General features: G+C 45.3%; 16 protein-coding genes and 3 pseudogenes. 9 read left to right on the top strand and 10 right to left on the bottom strand.

The window, feature by feature from the left end; genetic code table 11:
• A pseudogene (gene selB, locus PSI15_RS06460) lies at window positions 1-1769 on the top strand (selenocysteine-specific translation elongation factor); the annotation flags it as partial.
• A gap of 25 nt (window positions 1770-1794) precedes the next feature.
• On the opposite strand, the gene PSI15_RS06455 reads toward selB, so the two are convergent.
• From PSI15_RS06455 to PSI15_RS18575, 3 genes and pseudogenes are all read right to left on the bottom strand, one after another.
• On the bottom strand, window positions 1795-2043 hold the full coding sequence (locus PSI15_RS06455) for a colicin E3-like toxin immunity protein (RefSeq protein ID WP_273582811.1): 249 nt from the start codon (window positions 2041-2043) through the stop codon (window positions 1795-1797).
• Between the two features lie 67 nt (window positions 2044-2110).
• On the bottom strand, window positions 2111-2371 hold the full coding sequence (locus PSI15_RS06450; RefSeq protein WP_273582810.1) for a bacteriocin immunity protein: 261 nt from the start codon (window positions 2369-2371) through the stop codon (window positions 2111-2113).
• Window positions 2371-2442 (bottom strand): annotated as a pseudogene (locus PSI15_RS18575) (HNH endonuclease signature motif containing protein); the annotation flags it as partial. The gene PSI15_RS06450 and the pseudogene PSI15_RS18575, both read right to left, overlap by 1 nt.
• A gap of 170 nt (window positions 2443-2612) precedes the next feature.
• On the opposite strand from PSI15_RS18575, the gene PSI15_RS06445 reads away from it, so the two are divergent.
• Window positions 2613-4271 (top strand): LTA synthase family protein, encoded by a 1659-nt coding sequence (locus PSI15_RS06445; RefSeq protein WP_273582809.1) that lies wholly within the window; start codon window positions 2613-2615, stop codon window positions 4269-4271.
• 150 nt (window positions 4272-4421) lie between these two features.
• Here PSI15_RS06445 and PSI15_RS06440 read toward each other — a convergent pair whose 3' ends face one another.
• On the bottom strand, window positions 4422-5198 hold the full coding sequence (locus PSI15_RS06440; protein WP_273582808.1) for a GntR family transcriptional regulator: 777 nt from the start codon (window positions 5196-5198) through the stop codon (window positions 4422-4424).
• Between the two features lie 402 nt (window positions 5199-5600).
• On the opposite strand from PSI15_RS06440, the gene PSI15_RS06435 reads away from it, so the two are divergent.
• Complete coding sequence (locus PSI15_RS06435) at window positions 5601-7001, top strand: purine-cytosine permease family protein (protein ID WP_273582815.1); 1401 nt, start codon at window positions 5601-5603, stop codon at window positions 6999-7001.
• The gene (locus PSI15_RS06430) at window positions 6998-7921 is read left to right on the top strand and encodes a PfkB family carbohydrate kinase (protein WP_273582807.1); all 924 of its coding nucleotides are present in this window, start codon (window positions 6998-7000) and stop codon (window positions 7919-7921) included. The genes PSI15_RS06435 and PSI15_RS06430 overlap by 4 nt, the downstream gene beginning before the upstream one ends.
• A gap of 64 nt (window positions 7922-7985) precedes the next feature.
• Here the strand turns inward: PSI15_RS06430 and PSI15_RS06425 are convergent, their stop codons facing one another.
• Window positions 7986-8645 (bottom strand): helix-turn-helix transcriptional regulator, encoded by a 660-nt coding sequence (locus tag PSI15_RS06425; protein ID WP_273582806.1) that lies wholly within the window; start codon window positions 8643-8645, stop codon window positions 7986-7988.
• A 93-nt stretch (window positions 8646-8738) separates the two neighbouring features.
• Here PSI15_RS06425 and PSI15_RS06420 point away from each other — a divergent pair, with 93 nt between their 5' ends.
• From PSI15_RS06420 to PSI15_RS06405, 4 genes are all read left to right on the top strand, one after another.
• Complete coding sequence (locus tag PSI15_RS06420; protein WP_273582814.1) at window positions 8739-10151, top strand: MFS transporter; 1413 nt, start codon at window positions 8739-8741, stop codon at window positions 10149-10151.
• Window positions 10152-10370: 219 nt separating this feature from the next.
• Window positions 10371-11306 carry a TPM domain-containing protein gene (locus PSI15_RS06415; RefSeq protein ID WP_273582805.1) on the top strand — a complete coding sequence of 312 codons (936 nt, stop codon included), beginning with the start codon at window positions 10371-10373 and terminating at the stop codon, window positions 11304-11306.
• Window positions 11307-11616: 310 nt separating this feature from the next.
• Complete coding sequence (locus tag PSI15_RS06410) at window positions 11617-11742, top strand: Hok/Gef family protein (RefSeq protein WP_273582813.1); 126 nt, start codon at window positions 11617-11619, stop codon at window positions 11740-11742.
• An 89-nt stretch (window positions 11743-11831) separates the two neighbouring features.
• Window positions 11832-12053 carry a DUF6500 family protein gene (locus tag PSI15_RS06405; protein WP_273582804.1) on the top strand — a complete coding sequence of 74 codons (222 nt, stop codon included), beginning with the start codon at window positions 11832-11834 and terminating at the stop codon, window positions 12051-12053.
• 11 nt (window positions 12054-12064) lie between these two features.
• Here the strand turns inward: PSI15_RS06405 and PSI15_RS18570 are convergent, their stop codons facing one another.
• The gene (locus PSI15_RS18570) at window positions 12065-12184 is read right to left on the bottom strand and encodes a DUF4113 domain-containing protein (protein WP_443256074.1); all 120 of its coding nucleotides are present in this window, start codon (window positions 12182-12184) and stop codon (window positions 12065-12067) included.
• Between the two features lie 18 nt (window positions 12185-12202).
• On the opposite strand from PSI15_RS18570, the pseudogene PSI15_RS06400 reads away from it, so the two are divergent.
• A pseudogene (locus PSI15_RS06400) lies at window positions 12203-12624 on the top strand (IS5 family transposase); the annotation flags it as partial.
• Between the two features lie 160 nt (window positions 12625-12784).
• Here the strand turns inward: PSI15_RS06400 and dinD are convergent.
• The 4 genes from dinD to PSI15_RS06380 form a co-directional block, all read right to left on the bottom strand.
• A complete protein-coding gene (dinD, locus tag PSI15_RS06395; RefSeq protein ID WP_273582803.1) occupies window positions 12785-13609 on the bottom strand; it encodes a DNA damage-inducible protein D in 825 nt (274 codons plus the stop codon).
• A gap of 705 nt (window positions 13610-14314) precedes the next feature.
• Window positions 14315-14527, bottom strand: a complete 213-nt coding sequence (locus tag PSI15_RS06390; protein WP_273582802.1) for an ogr/Delta-like zinc finger family protein — start codon at window positions 14525-14527, stop codon at window positions 14315-14317.
• A gap of 304 nt (window positions 14528-14831) precedes the next feature.
• Entirely contained in the window at window positions 14832-17552 is a 2721-nt protein-coding gene (locus PSI15_RS06385) for a DUF927 domain-containing protein (RefSeq protein ID WP_273582801.1), read from the bottom strand.
• Entirely contained in the window at window positions 17552-17770 is a 219-nt protein-coding gene (locus tag PSI15_RS06380; protein WP_273582800.1) for a hypothetical protein, read from the bottom strand. The genes PSI15_RS06385 and PSI15_RS06380 overlap by 1 nt, the downstream gene beginning before the upstream one ends.

Genomic DNA, 17770 nt, shown 5'->3' with positions numbered 1-17770 from the left:
CGATCTCGGTTATGCCTACTGGCCGCAGCCGGATGGGTCTTCGGTGGGATTTGTTGATGTACCGGGACATGAAAAATTCCTCTCCAATATGTTGGCGGGGATAGGTGGCATCGATCATATCCTGCTGGTTGTCGCCTGTGATGATGGTGTGATGGCGCAGACGCGGGAACATCTGGCTATTTTGCGTTTGATCGGTCGGCCGGCTCTCACGGCTGTGCTGACCAAAGCGGATAGTGTCGAACCCGCACGGATTGAGGAAGTCCGGCAACAGGTAGGGCAATTATTGGCATCACAAGGTTGGCAATCGGTGCCTCTGTTTGTCACGGCCGCCGCCACGGATCAAGGCATTACCCCACTGAGGGAACATTTGCTGTTAATTTATCAACGTCATTCCTCGTCTTTTCGGCAAAATCCGCAGCATGAAAAATTGCAGCAACGCTTTCGGTTGGCTATTGATCGGGTTTTTACCATTAAAGGTGCAGGATTGATTGTCACCGGGACGGCGTTAGCGGGCAGTATCAATGTCGGTGACACGTTGTGGCTGACGGGCTGTGATCAAGCGGTGAGAGTGCGTGGCCTGCATGCCCAGAATCAACCTGCCCAGCGCGCTCAGGCGGGGCAGCGTATTGCATTGAATATCGTCGGTGATATCAGCAAAGCGCAAATTTCCCGTGGAGACTGGTTGTTATCGCAGCAACCGATATCCCAAAACCGATGGCTTGCGGCGGAAAAAGTATTAGTCGAAATTGAAGCCGATCAGCCACTGCAAAACTGGCAATCCCTGCATATCCACCACGCCGCCAGCCATATCACCGGGCGCATTTCTATCCTGAATTCGCTGGCTGGCTGAACTGACACTGGATCGCCCTTTGTGGCTGGCGGAAAATGATCGCTTGATACTGCGTGATATCAGTGCCAAGAGGACGCTGGCGGGGGCGCGGGTCATTAGCTTACATTCCCCACGCAGGGGAAAACGGCAGCCTGAATTTCTGGGTTGGTTATCCCAACTGGCGCGAACGGGCAGCCATGCAGAAAATCTCACCTTATCTTTAACCCGTGGGGCATTGTCACTCAGCCACTTTGCATGGGCGCGCCAGTTGACCGAAAGTCAGCTCAACCGCTTACTGGTCGGGATAAAGGTGTTGATTGCGGGTGACTGGGTATTCTCGCAGCATCATGCGACACTGGCACAACAAAAACTTTTACAGGCTGTCGTGGAATACCACGAAAAACACCCGGATCAACAGGGCGTGGGCAAAGCGCGTTTGAAACGCATGGTTTTGCCGGCACTGGATGAGATGCTGGTTTATCAACTTATCCATCAGCTATTGGAACAGGACGAGCTAAAACAAACCCATGGTTGGCTGCACTTGCCTGAACATGGATTGATGTTTACCGCGGAGCAGGAAAATTTGTGGTTGCAGGCAGAACCCCATTTTAAAACGCAAGCGTGGTGGGTACGCGATTTGGCAATTGAAATGGGGGAAGATGAAGCCACCCTGCGTGGTCTTTTGCGCAAGGCCGCACAATTGGGGCTGATTATCGCCATTATGCCCGACCGTTATTACCATCGTCAGTGCATCCAGCAGTTTGCTGATTTAATCCGCCGCTATTCTCAAGCGAAGGGAGACATAACGGCAATCGATTTTCGCGATGAATTAGGCATTGGCCGGAAATTAGCGATCCAAATACTGGAATATTTTGATCGTACCGGGTTTACCCGCAGGAAAGCGGATTTGCACGTTTTGCGGGATGAAGGGGTTTTTTAGCCGCATAGGTGTGGAGAGGTTGGAATTAATCCCGATAATCAAATGAGATTTGATAAAAATATTTATCTAAATCAATCAAATGCTTAAAATTACCTTGTAAAACAGGAACCCATGTATCTAATACATCAAATACACCATTGTTCAATGTATCGTGTAAAGGCAAGCCGCATTGCTCAATGACAGAATTATCATCCCCTAAATCCTGTGAATACTCCTCACCAACAAAATCTTTATTTTTTCTATCGAACCAAACTAGATTTAATTGAATTCCCATGATCTTTCTCCATTAAAGATATTTTTTGATATTGCGTTTTGGATCTGCTGGTTTTGGTGTTTTTGCATCAGCCTTGTTTAAATCCCGGTTTGCCATTGTTACGTCGCCATTCTTTGACCGTTTTTAAAATCCCTGCCGGCGAATCATCTTCCCCTTCTTTTGGAAAATAAATAAGGTCGCTGCCACTGGGATGTTCAGTGACTTTTCTAAAATGTCTCACAAGAACACGGTGTTCTTCTTCCGTTTCTGTATCTGAGTCACAAATTATTTGTAATAACTTGAGAAATTCCTCTTCGGTATAATCATTAATACTATTTTTTAGTTTCATTATTTTTTACCTCTGTGAGTATCGATGTGTCGTTTGGGCGTTGTCACTCGGATATTATTCATATCGACAACTTCTTACCACGCAATTTATCCGCAATTCGATCTGGAATCGTTGAACTCCGCTGAATTCACATTGTCTCCATTGGACGAATCTGTTGCATTTTATTTGCAGTAGATTGGGTAACTTGTGCTATTTTTCATCGGGTTGGCAAACTGAACTCATGTATGGGACGCAATAAAGTATGAAAAAAAAGATAATATCCAGGATTTATCTTGGATTGCTGCTAATCGCTTCTTTGATAATTGTGTTTGAGAAAAGCGGGGATATTTATCCCGCGCTGGTGTCTGTCGGCGTATTCGGCGCCATCTTTGGCCTGGCTTTTTTCGTGTCAGCGCGCTGGCTGTTTTCGGCGGCGTTAACCGGAACCTTGTTTATCATCCTCAAATTCCTCAACCAGATAAAAGTCCATTACTACAAAGAGCAACTGTTTTTTTCTGATTTGAATCTTATGCTGGACCCGTCAAATCAGGAAACACTACGCCATTATTGGCTGGCCGGTCTTGCCGTGGTGGCGATGTTTATCTGGTTGATATTCAACATGATATTGAGCTGGAAAGCGTTGCCGCCTGCGCGAGGGATTAAATGGCGTCTCGCCAGTATCATTTTGATAGCTGTGGGGATTTGGGATATCAATCTGACTGTGAATGCCTACTACACCCAATGGCAAGATGAATTGCCGAAAGGGCGGGGAACGGTGACCAATATGGTGATGTCTGCCTCGGATGCGCAATATCAGCCGCCGAAATTTGGCTCCTCGGCCGATTATTTCTTGCAGCAGGCGAAAAAAGTGACGTTGCCGGAAACTCAGTCAGCGGTGAAACCCGATGTAGTTGTCTTGTTGCAGGAATCTACCGTTAATCCTCATATTTACCAATTACCCACTCATGTTCAGTTGCCGGATCTGTACATGTTCCAGCGTGATGCCGGTATCAGTGCCCAAAGCCCGCTCAGGGTACAGACTTTTGGCGGCGGGACGTGGTTATCCGAATTTTCCATTTTGACCGGCTTGAATACGGATGATTTTGGTTCGCGTAAAAATGCGGTGTTCTATTTTGTCGTTGATCACCTGAAAAACAGCCTGTTCCACGCCATGAAAGACAACGGTTATTACACGGTGGTGCTGACCCCATTTAATAAGTCCGCTTACCATGCGGGACATGCTTACAAGACACTGGGGATTGATCGCATTATCCAACCACAGGAGCTGGGCTATCCCGCTGGCATGGAAGAAAATTTATGGAAAATTTCGACACAAGATATGTTGTCTTATGTGAAAACGATTCTGGAGAAAGAACGGGCTAAAGAGACAGACAAGCCGATTTTTATTTTCTCTCTGACCATGTATGAACACGGCCCTTATGAAGAGAGCCATCATGATGATTATGGATTGGCCGGCAACATTGATTCTGCGACCGCAGTGGGCAAATTTAGCCATTACATGGAAAAAATCACAGCGTCTGATCCGGCCATCAAGGATTTCAGTGACTTTGTTGCCCATCGCGACAAGCCGACGGTTTTCCTCTACTTTGGGGATCATCAGCCAAACATAAATTTTGACCGTTATCACTCTCCACTGCCCGATCCGGCACATGTGACCCAATTTACGCTGCGGGATAATCTGCAACAGGGGGCGCCGATAACTACGGGCAAGCTGACCGATATATCCTTCCTTGGCGGCATGGTTCTGGAACGCGCCCGTTTGTCAGCTCCTGCGTTTTATCAGGCCAATATGCTTATGCGCCATTTGTGTGACGGTGCACTGAATGATTGTCAGGATAATGCGCTGGTAGAGAGTTATAAGCATTATATTTACCAGCAATTGGAGGCGGCAGGTAAATAATTCCTCAGCTAAAAGATCATATGCTACTTATCGGTCAGTTTGTTTTTTGATGGCAGGTACAGGCCGTGAATAATAAGTGATAAGAAGGTATTAGGCGAAATATCCCCCTTCAAGTGAAGGGGGTTGTCCATCTAAAAACGATTATATTTATTAACTATTTTTGAGTTTGTAATTGATGTTGATATTTTGTGGAGAATTGAAATCCAGCCGATAAATATCACCACGACACAAAATTTCGCTGAATTCGATAATCTCATTTTGGTTATTCTGGCTGATTTGGTGAATCTGTAGCAGTGGCGAGCTTTCAGCGATATTAAGCAGGATGGCCAGATCCGCAGGGCAGGCAATGGCTTTGATTTTGTGATTGACGTTGGTGAGATGGATGTTTTGCTCCTCCCAATACCCATACAGGGAGCCTTCCAATCGTTCAGGATGAGGCAGATAGGGGCGGGGAATATAGGTATTTTCCAGGGAAACCGGCATCCCGTTGGCAAGGCGGATGCGGCGCAGTTCAGCGATAGGTTCACCGGTGTTAACCGACAATTTTTTCGCAATTTTGGCCGGTGCGGGAATAATATTTCTCGACAGCCAATAATTGGAGGCCGTTCCCCCATCTTTAATCACTTGAGAAGTAAAACCCACCGCCTGATTGAGTGAAGAACCACCCGGTTTGACCACCTGAGTGCCAATCCCTTGCTGACGTATGATGACTCCTTTTTCCTCCAGAAGCTGCATTGCCTTACTGACGGTGACGCGGGAGATATTGAGAAGCTCAGCTAATCGGCGTTCTGGTGGTAAAAACTCGCCGACATGCAATAATCGCTTTTCAATGGCCATTTCAATGGCTTTTTGCAGTTGGATATAACGAGGGCTACTGCCTTTCTTTTCAAGTTGTTTGCATACCCAGTCAACAAAGTGATTCAGCATTTTTTTTACCCCAGTTACTCGATGGCCTAAGTGTACATTAGCCTGTACAGCAAGGTATAGAGTGTATTGGAATTAGATTGGCATCACATAATGACAAAATTGGACTTTCATTGGCCTTAATTGGCAGATAAAGTATAAATCCTGCTTATATAAGAAATCGGGAGTTGAGGAAGTTTTCTTTCTGACGCTACCTGATCTATTGGCAGGCGCTGTATATCCGATATGTTTCGAATGACATCTGACAAAGCTGTAGCTCGAAAGATGAAGGGTATATGGGAACGTGGTGCTCTGGTGATGGTGTTATTTTTTGGTACTCCGGTAAAGTGTGTGATTTGCGCCAACCTAGGGAAAGAGAGCCATTGTCACCATGACCAGAGCCATTTCTCAGTGATGGAAAACATAATGAGTACACAGCAAAAACGTCATCGGTTCTGGAAGGTAGAACGCACGGGTATCGATATTGTCCCTGCGTCAGAACGCACAGGCACACCGTTGGATCTCTTCTGGGTCTGGTCAGCCGCCAATATTGGCATTCTCGGCATTGTTTACGGTGCCATCATCGTCTCCTTTAAACTCTCTTTTCTGCAATCCGTACTCGCGGCACTGGTTGGCCTGTCCAGCTTTGCGTTGGTTGGCTATATCAGTTTCAGCGGTAAATTGGGCAGAACCACAACGCTGACGCTTTCCCGCACGATTTTTGGTATTAAGGGAAATATTGCGCCGACAGTGATTTTCTGGTTCATCTCGATGGGGTGGGAATCCATCAATATTGTGACCGGTACTTTGACACTTTCCGCGTTGTTTCAGGCGTGCGGGCTGAGTGAAAGCCCATTGTTGACGGTGGTCAGCATGGCATTGTTTGCCGGCCTGTCAATTGGTGTCACGTTGCTGGGAAAAGAGATGGTCATCACCATGCAGCGCTGGGTCACCAAAATTTTCGGTGTCATGACGCTTGTGGTGGTGTTCTATATTCTGTTCACGACAGAATGGCAAGTTGTCTTAACCATGCCGTCAGGCAGTTGGTTAACAGGGTTCCTGCCCGCTGTTTCGGTGGTTGCTGCCGGTAGTGGTATTGCATGGGCAGCGACAGGCGCCGATTATAGCCGCTATCAACATGAAAACGCCGCCAAAGCAAAAATTTTTACCGCAATCACCGCAGGCGGCATGATCCCGTTGGTCTTGCTGCTGTTTACGGGGATCTTGCTCTCCGTTCAATTACCTGATCTGCCTAATTCAGAGAATCCTATTGCTCATATTGGCTCTATCCTGCCGGATTGGATGGTGATCCCGTATTTAATGACCGCCATTGCGGGGATCGTCACCATGGCGGTTATGAGCCTCTATTCCGCCAGTTTGAATTTGTTGACCTTGGGCATAAAAATCAAACGGGTTCATGCGGTGACCATTGATTCCACCATTGTGTTGTCTGTTGCGGTTTATACCCTGTTTGTGACCGGTGATTTCATGGGGCCGTTTGTCGCCTTCTTAATATTCTTCGGCGTGTTTCTGGCCTCATGGGAAGCCGTCTTCCTGCTTGATTACATCGTACTGCGCCGCAATCAGGGCTATTGTCCGGATAAATTGTTCAATTATGTTGGACCGAATGGCGGCATCAAATGGCTCCCCATCTTGTGCTGGCTGCTGGGCGCATTGGCGGGTTTCTCGGTGACGCAAAATGACTTTATCAGTGGCCCGTGGGCGGTGGGCATTTTTGCCAATTCCAGCCTTGGGTTATTTCTGGCATTTTTCGTCAGTTTTGTCTGTTATGGTCTGTATTTGATGCTGAATAGGTACAAAAAATGAAGGAGTCTCAACGACCTGTCGTTGTGTTGGGTTCGGCGACAGGGGATATTGTGCTTAGAATCCCCGAATTGCTTCAAGAGAGTGAATATTGGGAAGCAGAAGAAATTGACCGGCAGGTCGGGGGTTGTGCGTTTAATGTGGCGCGTGCGTTGTGCCGGCTGCAAGCGCCGGTGATCAATGGCATTTTTGTCGGTAACGGTACTTGGGGTGAACGTGTCGCAACCGAAATGGAACAGCTTGGGTTGCAAGTGACTTTGCGTCATCCGACCAAAGACAATAGCTGGTGTTTTGCCATGATGAAGCCCGACGGCAAACGTATCTATGTCTCCGTTCCCGGTTGTGACGATGCCTGGCATCAAGAGAGATTGGCGACGATCCCTCTGCCAGAACAGGGATATCTCTATGCCAGCGGCTATGAACTGGCCAATGTCAAAGCGGATGATTTGCGTCAATGGCTGCTGAACTCGCCGGCAGGGATCACCTTGGTCTTGGATTTTGGCCCTCGCCTGATTGATATCGATCCTGCATTTATTCAAGCGCTGCCCGTGGAAAGAACCCTGCTCAGCTTAAACAAAGATGAGGTTGCCTTACTGTGTGGTGCGGGGGATACCCAGACTCAAGCCAGCCGTTATGCCAATGAACAGGGTGTTACACTCATTGCCCGTGTTGGTGCTGAGGGGGCGTGGATATGCCAGCCCAATCGCGAGCCAGAGTATGTTCCTGCTTATAAGGTCAAGGCGGAGGATGGGATTGGTGCCGGTGATGCCCACTGTGGCGGAATGTTGGCCGGATTATCTCAGGGCATGTCTTTACGCGATGCCGTCGATCTGGGCAACCGCGTTGCCGCGATTGTGGTCAGCCGTCCGGGAGCCAATGGTGCGCCGACCAAGGATGAACTGACCGATTTTAGCTTTGATTAAGTTGCCTGAGAATTTATCCATAAAAAACCTACGCAAACTCTGGGTTGAGTAGGTTTTTTATATATCAAACCTGTGAGGCGGTAATACGATACGCACAGCGTCGGTGACCACTCAGGATATATTCCGTTCTTTCCACATTGGCTTGCAGGGTCTCCCGAAACAGTTTTATCTCTGTCCGGCAAAACCCCTGACACAATTTGGCGGCGGCACAAATTGGGCAATGGTTTTCAAAAAACAAAATAGCGCCATTTTCCTCAACCGAATAATGAGCCATATAGCCTTCCCGGCAGCGGATTGAGACCAGACGCTCAACTTTCTCCAGTAACCCGGTCGCCCCTTCCATCGCCTTTTTATAGTTAGCAAAAGCCTCTTTTTCGCGGGTGCTGATAATCAAATCCATGACAGTTTCACCCAGTTGACTGCGAATAATCGAGATCAACTGCGTGGTGAGTTCTGCATGGGTATCAGGAAATTTGGCATGGCCTTTCTCTGTGAGATGCCAAAGCTGTATCGGGCGCCCAACTCCCCTGGTTTCTGACTTTGCTTCAACGAATCCTTCCTTAGCCAGTTTGACAAATTGCTGACGGGCTGCTTCTCCCGTTGTTCCCAATAAGTTGCCGGCATCAGAGGCTTGTAAGGCACCATGAGTTTTTAGCAACATTAGTAGCTTATCACTCACGGTTTGCCCAACGATTATACTATTTTCCAAGTCTGAGCTTGACATATTGTTGATTCCGACATTAATTTATTCCAAGATTTATCTTGTTTAATTTAGCGTAAGATTTTTCACAACTCAACCTGTGTCAGGACAACAATGATGATAAAGACTGAGGAAAGCCGCTGGAGGGATCTGTTTTCCAGCGAAAATGCGCCGAGTGCGATCGCACTTTCACTGGGCGTGGGATTGATGGCAGCGAATACCCTGATTGCGATTACGATCCTGCCTTCTGTCGTCAATGATATTGGAGGATTGAATCTCTATGCCTGGAATACCACCTTGTTTGTTGTGGCATCGATTATGGGTTCTATTCTCTCTGCGAGATTATTGAGTGCATCGGGCGCAAGAAAGGCTTATCTGGTTGCCGCGCTGGTCTTTTTCATCGGCAGCTTACTGTGTACCCTTGCACCGACGATGGAAATCATGCTGATTGGCAGAACCATTCAAGGGCTTGGCGGAGGGTTTCTGTTTGCCCTTTCCTATTTGATGATTAATCTTGTCTTTGTTCAATCACTTTGGCCTCGGGCGATGGCGCTGGTATCGGGGATGTGGGGCGTTGCAACCTTAATCGGGCCGGCGATTGGCGGGATTTTTGCTGAAATGAATGCATGGCGTTACGCTTTTGGCATTATGCTGCCGATTATTCTGTGTTATGCGGTATTTACCTACCGGATTTTGCCTAAAACAGAGGCACAGAATAAAACCAAAACCGCATTGCCCCTTGTGCAATTGATCCTACTATCCGCCGCGGTACTGGCGGTTTCCGCTGGCAGTTTGTCACAAGATATCCGGCTCAACATTACCGGTATTGTTGTGGCGGTGATATTGGTCGCTTTATTGGTCATTCATGAACGCCGGACTTCAACAAGATTACTGCCTAAAAATGCCCTGAGTTTGCGTTCTCCCCATCTGGTTTTATTCGCGACGATCGCGCTATTGGTCATTGGCTTATCGGGCGATGTTTTTGTCCCCTATTTTCTGCAAATGCTGCATGGGCAATCCCCTTTGGCTTCCGGTTATATGGTGGCTGCCGCCGCCGTGGGCTGGACGGTAGGAGAAATGCTCAGTGCGAGCTGGCAAGGGGCGAAGATACGGTTTGCGATTGTCAGCGGCCCCGTTTTCATGCTGGTTGGCATGTTGCTGTTGCTTGCATTGCTGCCATCCCAATCGGCAGGAGAATGGCAGATAATACTGCCGGTAATCTTAGGCTTGGGATTATTTGGCTTTGGGGTTGGATTCGGCTGGCCTCATCTTTTGACCCGTATTTTACAGGTTTCCAGTGATGAGGATAAAAACATCGCCGGTTCATCCATTACGACAGTGCAGTTATTTGCCACAGCATTTGGTTCTGCATTGGGGGGAATGACCGTCAATTTATTTGGATTTTATCAGCCGGGCGGTATAATCGGCGCCGCATCTTCTTCTCATTGGCTATTTTTGCTCTTCTCCATTGCACCTATATTGGCATTATTAACCGCATGCAGAGCAGCAAAAATTAACGTGGAAAAATAAATTTAACCCACGGCATTATCGTAAAAAATAATGCCGTTTTCTTAATGACGTGCAATGGGATATATCCATATAATAAGCGTGACTGACATCATAAATAAGAGTTAAGGATAGTTAATGCTAATAATTCCCCCTATATCAAAGGATGGTTGTAGAGCGCCAATAATACCACCGAGAATAAACTGTACTTTAATAATAAAATACTTTTTTATACTGTTTTTATTGCTTATTGGAATAAGCAATAGCTCGGCAGAAGAGATAAAACAAGAAACAGTCACCATTGATGTTCCTGCGCTAAACACGCGTGTGGCAGATACCTCTAAGGTACTCACGAAAGAAGAGCGCCAACGTCTGACCCGTCAACTGAAAAAACTGCAATCTGAAGAAAAGGTACAGATGGCAGTTCTGATTATCCCGACGACGGGCAGCGAAACTGTTGAGGCATTTTCTGCCCGTGTATTTGATAAATGGAAGTTGGGCAATAAAGAAGATAATGACGGCATCTTGTTTTTGATCGCTTCAGATGATCATAAAATGCGTATCGCCGTCGGTTCCGGTTTAGAACGTAAATTAACGGATGGCAAGGTTGCACGCATTTTGCGTGAAGAGGTGAAGCCAGCTTTCAAAGAACAGGCTTATTTTGAGGGGATCAGTAATGCCATTGATTCAGTTAGTACATTGCTGAAAAACACCAATCAAGCGGAAACACTGAAAGAAACGACGAAGGTAACTCAGGCTATCGCCGAAGACGACGGCGCATTTAGCCAGATATCCGGTAAAGACATTGTTGCACTATTGGGTTTTTGGCTGGTCAGCCTGTTCTTCTTGCCAATGGTAGTTTTCCGCAAGGGGCACTGGTTTAAGCGTTTCCTAAAAAGTGCCCTGACGATAGCGGTAAGCACCTATCTGTTGAGCCTTATTGGATTATTTTCCTCCATTCCGGCCGAGTTTTATCTGTTAGTCCTTATATCGCCAGTGATTCTGATATTTTTGGTGATTTCTACCGTGTCGTCGCTATTGAAAAGCCTATTCGGCGGTCTTTTCGGCGGCTTGTTTGGTGGCTCTGGTTCTGACCGTACTGGCAGTGACGACGATAATGATCGCTTTTCCGGGGGTGGTGGCCGCAGTGCTGGTGGTGGCGCTTCGGGCGATTGGTGATTTGTTTTTTGGTATATAAAGAAAGCACACGTCGATAGCATTGACATATAATCTTGTCATGTCGATGCCATCGACCTAAATTTATTTTAGGTAAGTATTCAAGAAAAGTTAATTGCAAATTGTTAGAAGAGAAAATCTGTTATTATCGGTGTGGGTGCTTGAATCATTCTGGTTCGAGCATTTGCAAGTCCCAGAAAGACAAAAGCCCCGAATTAGTTGTAAACATTAATTCGAGGTAGTCTCCAAACGCAACAATTTGACTCTGCCTCCTTTAACTTAAGGAGTCAAAAGGAATGACCAAGTTTGCCTCATTGGGCTAATTGCCGTATGTATTACGGTTTTGTGTTTCTCTCTGCTAATGCGAGATAGGCTTTGCTCTTTGAGCGTCAGCAGTGGAAACACCGTGGTTCAAGCTACTCTTTCCTGCGAAGCGTAGTCTTATGGGGGAGGTAACTCCCCCACATTTCTCTTTCTTTATGTTATGTCTGGTGATGCAAGCACCCTTTCTTTTCTTGGAGGTATATTATGCGTATCGATATGATAGATAAGATCATTAAAACCTGTGAAGCCAAGATCCAATCAAAAGGAGCAAATGTAGGGCTGTCATTCTATGCGTTCTTTGCCAATAAAAACGATGATCCAGAATTGTTAATGGAGGTCGCCAGCTGGTGGATTATGGAGATGAAGTTCGACCATTTTGAAAAGGCGGAGAAAATCAGAAGCATTGCATTACGAATGAAACCGTAATGCAATACATCCTATCTCACTTTGGCTATCGGCAGTTCGTTGATATTTGTTGTGTATTCAGGTGACTGCATCCCCCGTGTCATTTGCCATGAGGGATCAAAAACCTTTCCTGCGAAGCCAATGCTAACCATGAGCACATTCGCATACCCCCGCCACGATATTTACCGACCGATTACGGTGATTGGAAAAATACGCATCGCTGGGCAGAGGCTAAAAGAGGGAATCAAGAGATGGGCAGCACAAAAGGGGGCTCAATACAAAGATACATTTGGCCGTGGATGCGCATGATATGCCGGTCAGAGCGATTATTACAAGTGGTACCACAGCAGATGGTTCACAAGCTGATGACTTGATTGAAGGGTTCGCTGCCGAACATGTATTAGCAGATCGGGGCTATGACAGTGATGCCATCGCTGAACAAGCGAAAAATCAAGGGATGGAGGTACAAATTCCGAGCCGCAAGAATCGCAAAGCCCAACGAAAATATGATCGGGAATTCTGTCAACTCAGGCATTGGGTTGAAAACGCGGTTCTCCATTTGAAGCGCTGGCGTGGTATAGCGACTCGTTATGAATCTATTCATTGAGTGGGCGGCATGAAGCCTTGTTATTACTGGGTTTGTGCTATTCAATATTTTCTAGGGGTACACCCTTGGGTACACGATAAATCGAGGTGTACCACTGGCTGATTGGAATATGTACAACCATGAAAATCACATATTAGCGATATGATTACTTTTTGAGTTTTTTCTTTGCTATCGTTTCTAATTGTTTGATGCTTTTCTCTGGCGATGGTAAATCCTCTGGCATTGTTCCGCCCAACTCTTGGATTGTATCTCTTACTTTTCTTCCAACGTCAAAATGAGTTTGGTTTGCTTGTGTTTTGCCTTTTATGTTATCTCGCCTCAACTTTTCCTCAGCTTGGGTTGCTCTAAACAAGTTAGCAGCAAGCTCCGTTGACCCCATGTGATCTAATATCCGTTGTGTTTTTTTTAAGCCTTTTCTCTGGTGAATTGCTTTTTGGTCTAATCCACCGTATAAGCCTTGGTAGCCGTGATTTTGGAAAATGGCAAAATCAATATTTGTTTCTACGCCTGCTCGCTGGGCTGTTTCAACTAACTGCTTGTTATGCTCTTTTAATTCATTTCGCAGAAATAACCGTTTTTCATCTTCGCGTAATTTTCTGAATGTCTCATTATCTGCTAGTTCTTGCCGTCTAGTCTGAACCGCAAAATATGTTTGCCCTGCCGCTATCACTGGTTTGCTCGGATCGCCATTTTGTACAACTAGATAACAGGCATAACGGGATAGTTTTATATCGTCTATTTTTCTTTCAGCACCAGACCCAAGAGTAACCATTTTGTTGGCTTCAACGAAATGGTAGGAAGGCTCTTGATTACTGGCTTCACATGCTTGGAGTGCTTTGTTTAAAACCTTTAGGAAATTTCGCCAATCTTTGTAATCTAGTAATGGCGCTAAATCTCGCGCTGACCAGTATTCAATACCGTCTTCACTAAGTAGCTTTATTTCTTCAAATAGCTGGTGCTGCTGCTCCATATATCGCCTCTCTCAGATTGGTAGTATAGATTGATGCTGTGGGTAGCTTACCTTTAATGTAATCATTAGCCCACCAATTGTAAGCATGGCATTGCTTGCATTTATCACAAATCTAAAACCATTCACAAAGTAGAATAATCACCCACCAAGAGACAGCGTTAACTGTGACCTTTTTTGCATCCTCATATAACGCAACCAATCGTGCGCTACGCTATGTAGATAAAATTTTACGGCCTAGATGTGTTCATTTGGTTCACGTCACCACATCACACCTACGCCACGTAATCCCTACGAAATAAACGTAAACCCCACGTAAAACGCACTACACCGCACCCGCCTGCACGTTTTGGATCAAAAAAAATTTTCAGTTTTAAAATTCTACAAGACGAATCGCCAGACTGCGCCAGTACTGGCTGTGTGAAAAAAATCACAAACTGAAATGGGTGAAAAGAATTTCAGTAAATTTCAGTTTCTTATTCAGTTGTATTCTGGTGGGATGATTGTATTTATTTGAAATTAAATGATTTTTCTATTTTACGTGAGATTTTTACTTGGGAGGAAACCCAACATAAAAACTGAAAAGCCAGTCTTTATGCGGGGTAGGAGGAAATGTGAACTGAAATGGTGTGAAAAATTTATTGTCACTGTTTACGTTCTGTGGCTGACAATTCTAGCCAGAAAATGGTAATGCTAATTCTTAGGTTGCTACAACTTCAATACATGATTACTCGGATCTTGTGTCAACTTACTATGGCGTATCGAATGTGAAAAATTCAGGTTTAAAACGTATGTATGGCCACATTCAATATCATTACAGCAACAATAAAGTTCCGGTATGTTATTCAATCCTTCCGTTTTGATTTTTTTGATTGTTGCCTGTCCGTCACATTCTGGGCAATAAACTTTTAATACTTTCATTGTCGATAACCCTCACATCAATTGCCTGCCAGAATAAAGCCTGTTAAATATCTACCTTTCTATTTTGAGGTGTAACAGGTGTAACAAAGGTTACAGCATTGAATTATAAGGAATAAACCTGTTACACATTATCAAAATACAAGGTGTAACACGGGTAACAAATGCTAATATGTTACACCTTGTTACCCATCTAGAAATAAAAGATGTAACAGAAAAATACCTTTAAAATCATGATTGTTACACCTGTTACACCTGTTACACCTGTTACCCTTGTTACACTGAAAAAATAAGATGGTCAGTTTTATTAACTAATTTCAGCCGAACCCAAAACCTCGTTATTGAAAACATAAACCCGTTTAACCCCTATTTCTGGTAGGCGTATACTGGTTTGTGCTTTGCCATCTTTCCCCGTTTCAAGCCAGCCTTTTTCAACACATAGACGGACGACTTTGCGCGAATCAAAACCTTTACAAATCTCTTTCCACGCTGTGGGTAATACATAAAATTGAATAGTCGGTTCTTGATTGCCAATACCTTTTTCAACACGACGAAAGCCCATCATATTGAGAGGACGACTATTCTCATCGTAGCAATCCGCAAAGCGGCTGAATTGATTACGTGAGATAAAATCGGTCACTTGCTCCATCGCGGTAATATCTTCCTGATTCGCGGTGTGTCCCCGCTCTTTCATCCATGCCGCTAAACATTTTTCAGCCGCTGCATACGCTTCCCCTTGTTGCCAGCCTGTAATTCCTGCTCGCGTTGCGATTTCTCCCGCCATAGCAACAAGGGCAAAACGGGTAATTGCTCGGCCAACCTGATTACCTGCATTCTCTGGCATCATGTTTGTCGTATATTCTTTCAATAAGGCCTTAGCCGTTCCTGAGATAAACGTGAGATCATGAGTGAGATATTTCAGCCAGTCGCGGAACGGTGAGCCATGATATTTAGTCACAGCCTGTTCAAGGTACTCAGCCAGTGATTTACCGCTGGCAAACTGGTGCAATTCTTCAAACACACCGTGTTTACCTGAATCACTCGGAATTTGGATCATACGCACTTCCACACCTGCATAAGTGCGTTCACCTGCATTTGCCGCATGTTCAACTAAAGAGAGTTCCCCTGTTGATAAGAAAAGTAAATTCCAGTGGTTGGTTTCTCTGACACTTCCATCTGTTTTCGCTCTGGCCTTACCCTGACCATTTGCCAGCATATAGGCAATATTACCCGCCTCACGCCCGTCAACTTCTCTGATTTCGTCCAGCATCAACGTTGCATCATTGCGGCGGCAGGCTGTACCTTCAAGCGCATTGCCAGTGGCTCGCCAGGTATACCAGTAATCGGTGCCACCACAGACAGACGCAGCCACTTTCATTGTGGTTGTCTTACCATCAGTGGATTCGCCTTTTAAGTGATAACCGCCGCCACCTACACCAACTAATTTCAGTAATGATGAGGCAAAGGCTAAACTTACGGAAAAGGCTAACCTTGCGTTTCCTACGCAATATTTACCTATGTGCTCTCTCCATTCTTCACTTGTGCCTGATACTCTAAAATCTTTTCCTTGGACACTGGAGGTTTGAAGAATAACGGAATCTGCGTCTGTGCCGACAACTTCATCTTGCAAAACATACACATTACCGTGCCATCCTGTTTTATTGACACAAGTAACCTTTCTTTCTGGACGGCATAGCGAAATGTATTCCATCAGGTGCGCTCGCGCCTGCCCCGAAATATTGATATAAGATAGCCCGTTGACCAAAAGCACCCGGCGTAACTCCTCACCGCTTCCGCTGAGCATTTCCATCGGCATCGCCCACTTACGGCAATTACCGTAAGTATCCTCCCATTCTAATAAACGCCCGTAATTACTACTGTCAGCATCACAGGTAATTGCAGTCACTTTTATCGGGCTACTAATTTTGATGTTCCTGACTTCGGTATCACCATCCGATTTATTGACGAGCTTGTCATACCATAAATATTCTTGCGTCAACCGGAAGCCTTGCGGTAAATAGGCTTTATCTTTTCCGCAGTAGGTCATTTCTTCAAAGAAAGCTTCTTTTACCTTGTTATCACTGTTTTCTTGTCGGTAATCATCCCAATCAGCTTTATAGTGAGTCGGTGGCAATGTTACCCAACCATCGACTGCCTTAGCCGCTTTTTCTGCCCATAACTTGCCCGTGTTTTCCTTGCCATCAATAAAATCGTTATCACCGGCAATAATAATTTTTGCCTGTGGCCACCGTTCTCTCAACTTCTGCGCAACTTTGACTAGATTAGTGGCAGCCACAGCCGCCACGATGAAAGCATCAATCACCTTTGACAGGCTTAACCCTGTGGCAAAACCCTCTGTAATAACAACCTGTTCAATGTTTTTATCCGTTTTATCAGCGACAACAATAAATGAAGCTGAAAGCGCAGAACCGGCTAACAGGCTTTTTTCCCCTTTCGGGCTGATTAATTGCCCGCCTTTAATTGAACGTTGGTTATCCACTAAGGGCAATAAAAGTGAACCGATTGGAAAAATAATCTCACCTTGTATATATTGTTGCTGAGTAATTAAATATTGATGATTGGTTAAGCCTTTATTTGAGAGATATTGGCTTTCCCCTGAAAAACATAAGGCTTTCAGTTTTTCAAATAACTCGATACCTTTTTGCGCGCTAACCTTTTTTACTCTGGTTGGCGTTATTTTTTTGAATTCAGGCAAAAGCAATATTTTGTTGATTTCAGAACAGGCCGTTTTGATGTCTTGCCCCGTCACTAATTTAAGTAAATCGAGTCCGTCACCACTGCCACAATGATTACAAAACCATGTGCCTTTCCCGTTTTTATCATCAAACCGAAAGCGATCTTTGCCGCCACATTTAGGACAAGCCCCGTGCTTGTGATTTTCGGGTACAGATACCCCTAAATTGCTTAAGATATAAAACCAACGCCCATTAGCAGCCTTAACGATATCCGTCACGGAAGGTATGCTTGTTGGTATTGTTGAAGCGTCTGGATAGTTTTGATTATTCATTATTTAATATCCCTGTTCATTAGGCTGCTTTCCTCAATAATGAGTTCAACTTGTTCCGATAAACACTCCATGACGACTGCCATACCTTCGCTTGAAATATGACGACCTGCGCTGTTATTTAATAATTCGGCGAGGAATTCAGTCATCTGCGCCACTCTTAATAGCTGCTTTTCGCCTGTAGCAGAAATGACGGCATTTTTATGTGTGGTATTTGTCAT

Source organism: Xenorhabdus sp. PR6a, assembly GCF_028599065.1.
GTDB classification, from domain to species: domain Bacteria; phylum Pseudomonadota; class Gammaproteobacteria; order Enterobacterales; family Enterobacteriaceae; genus Xenorhabdus; species Xenorhabdus doucetiae.
The sequence above is the reverse complement of the archived record's forward strand: the minus strand, read 5'-3'. Positions and strand labels throughout refer to the sequence as shown.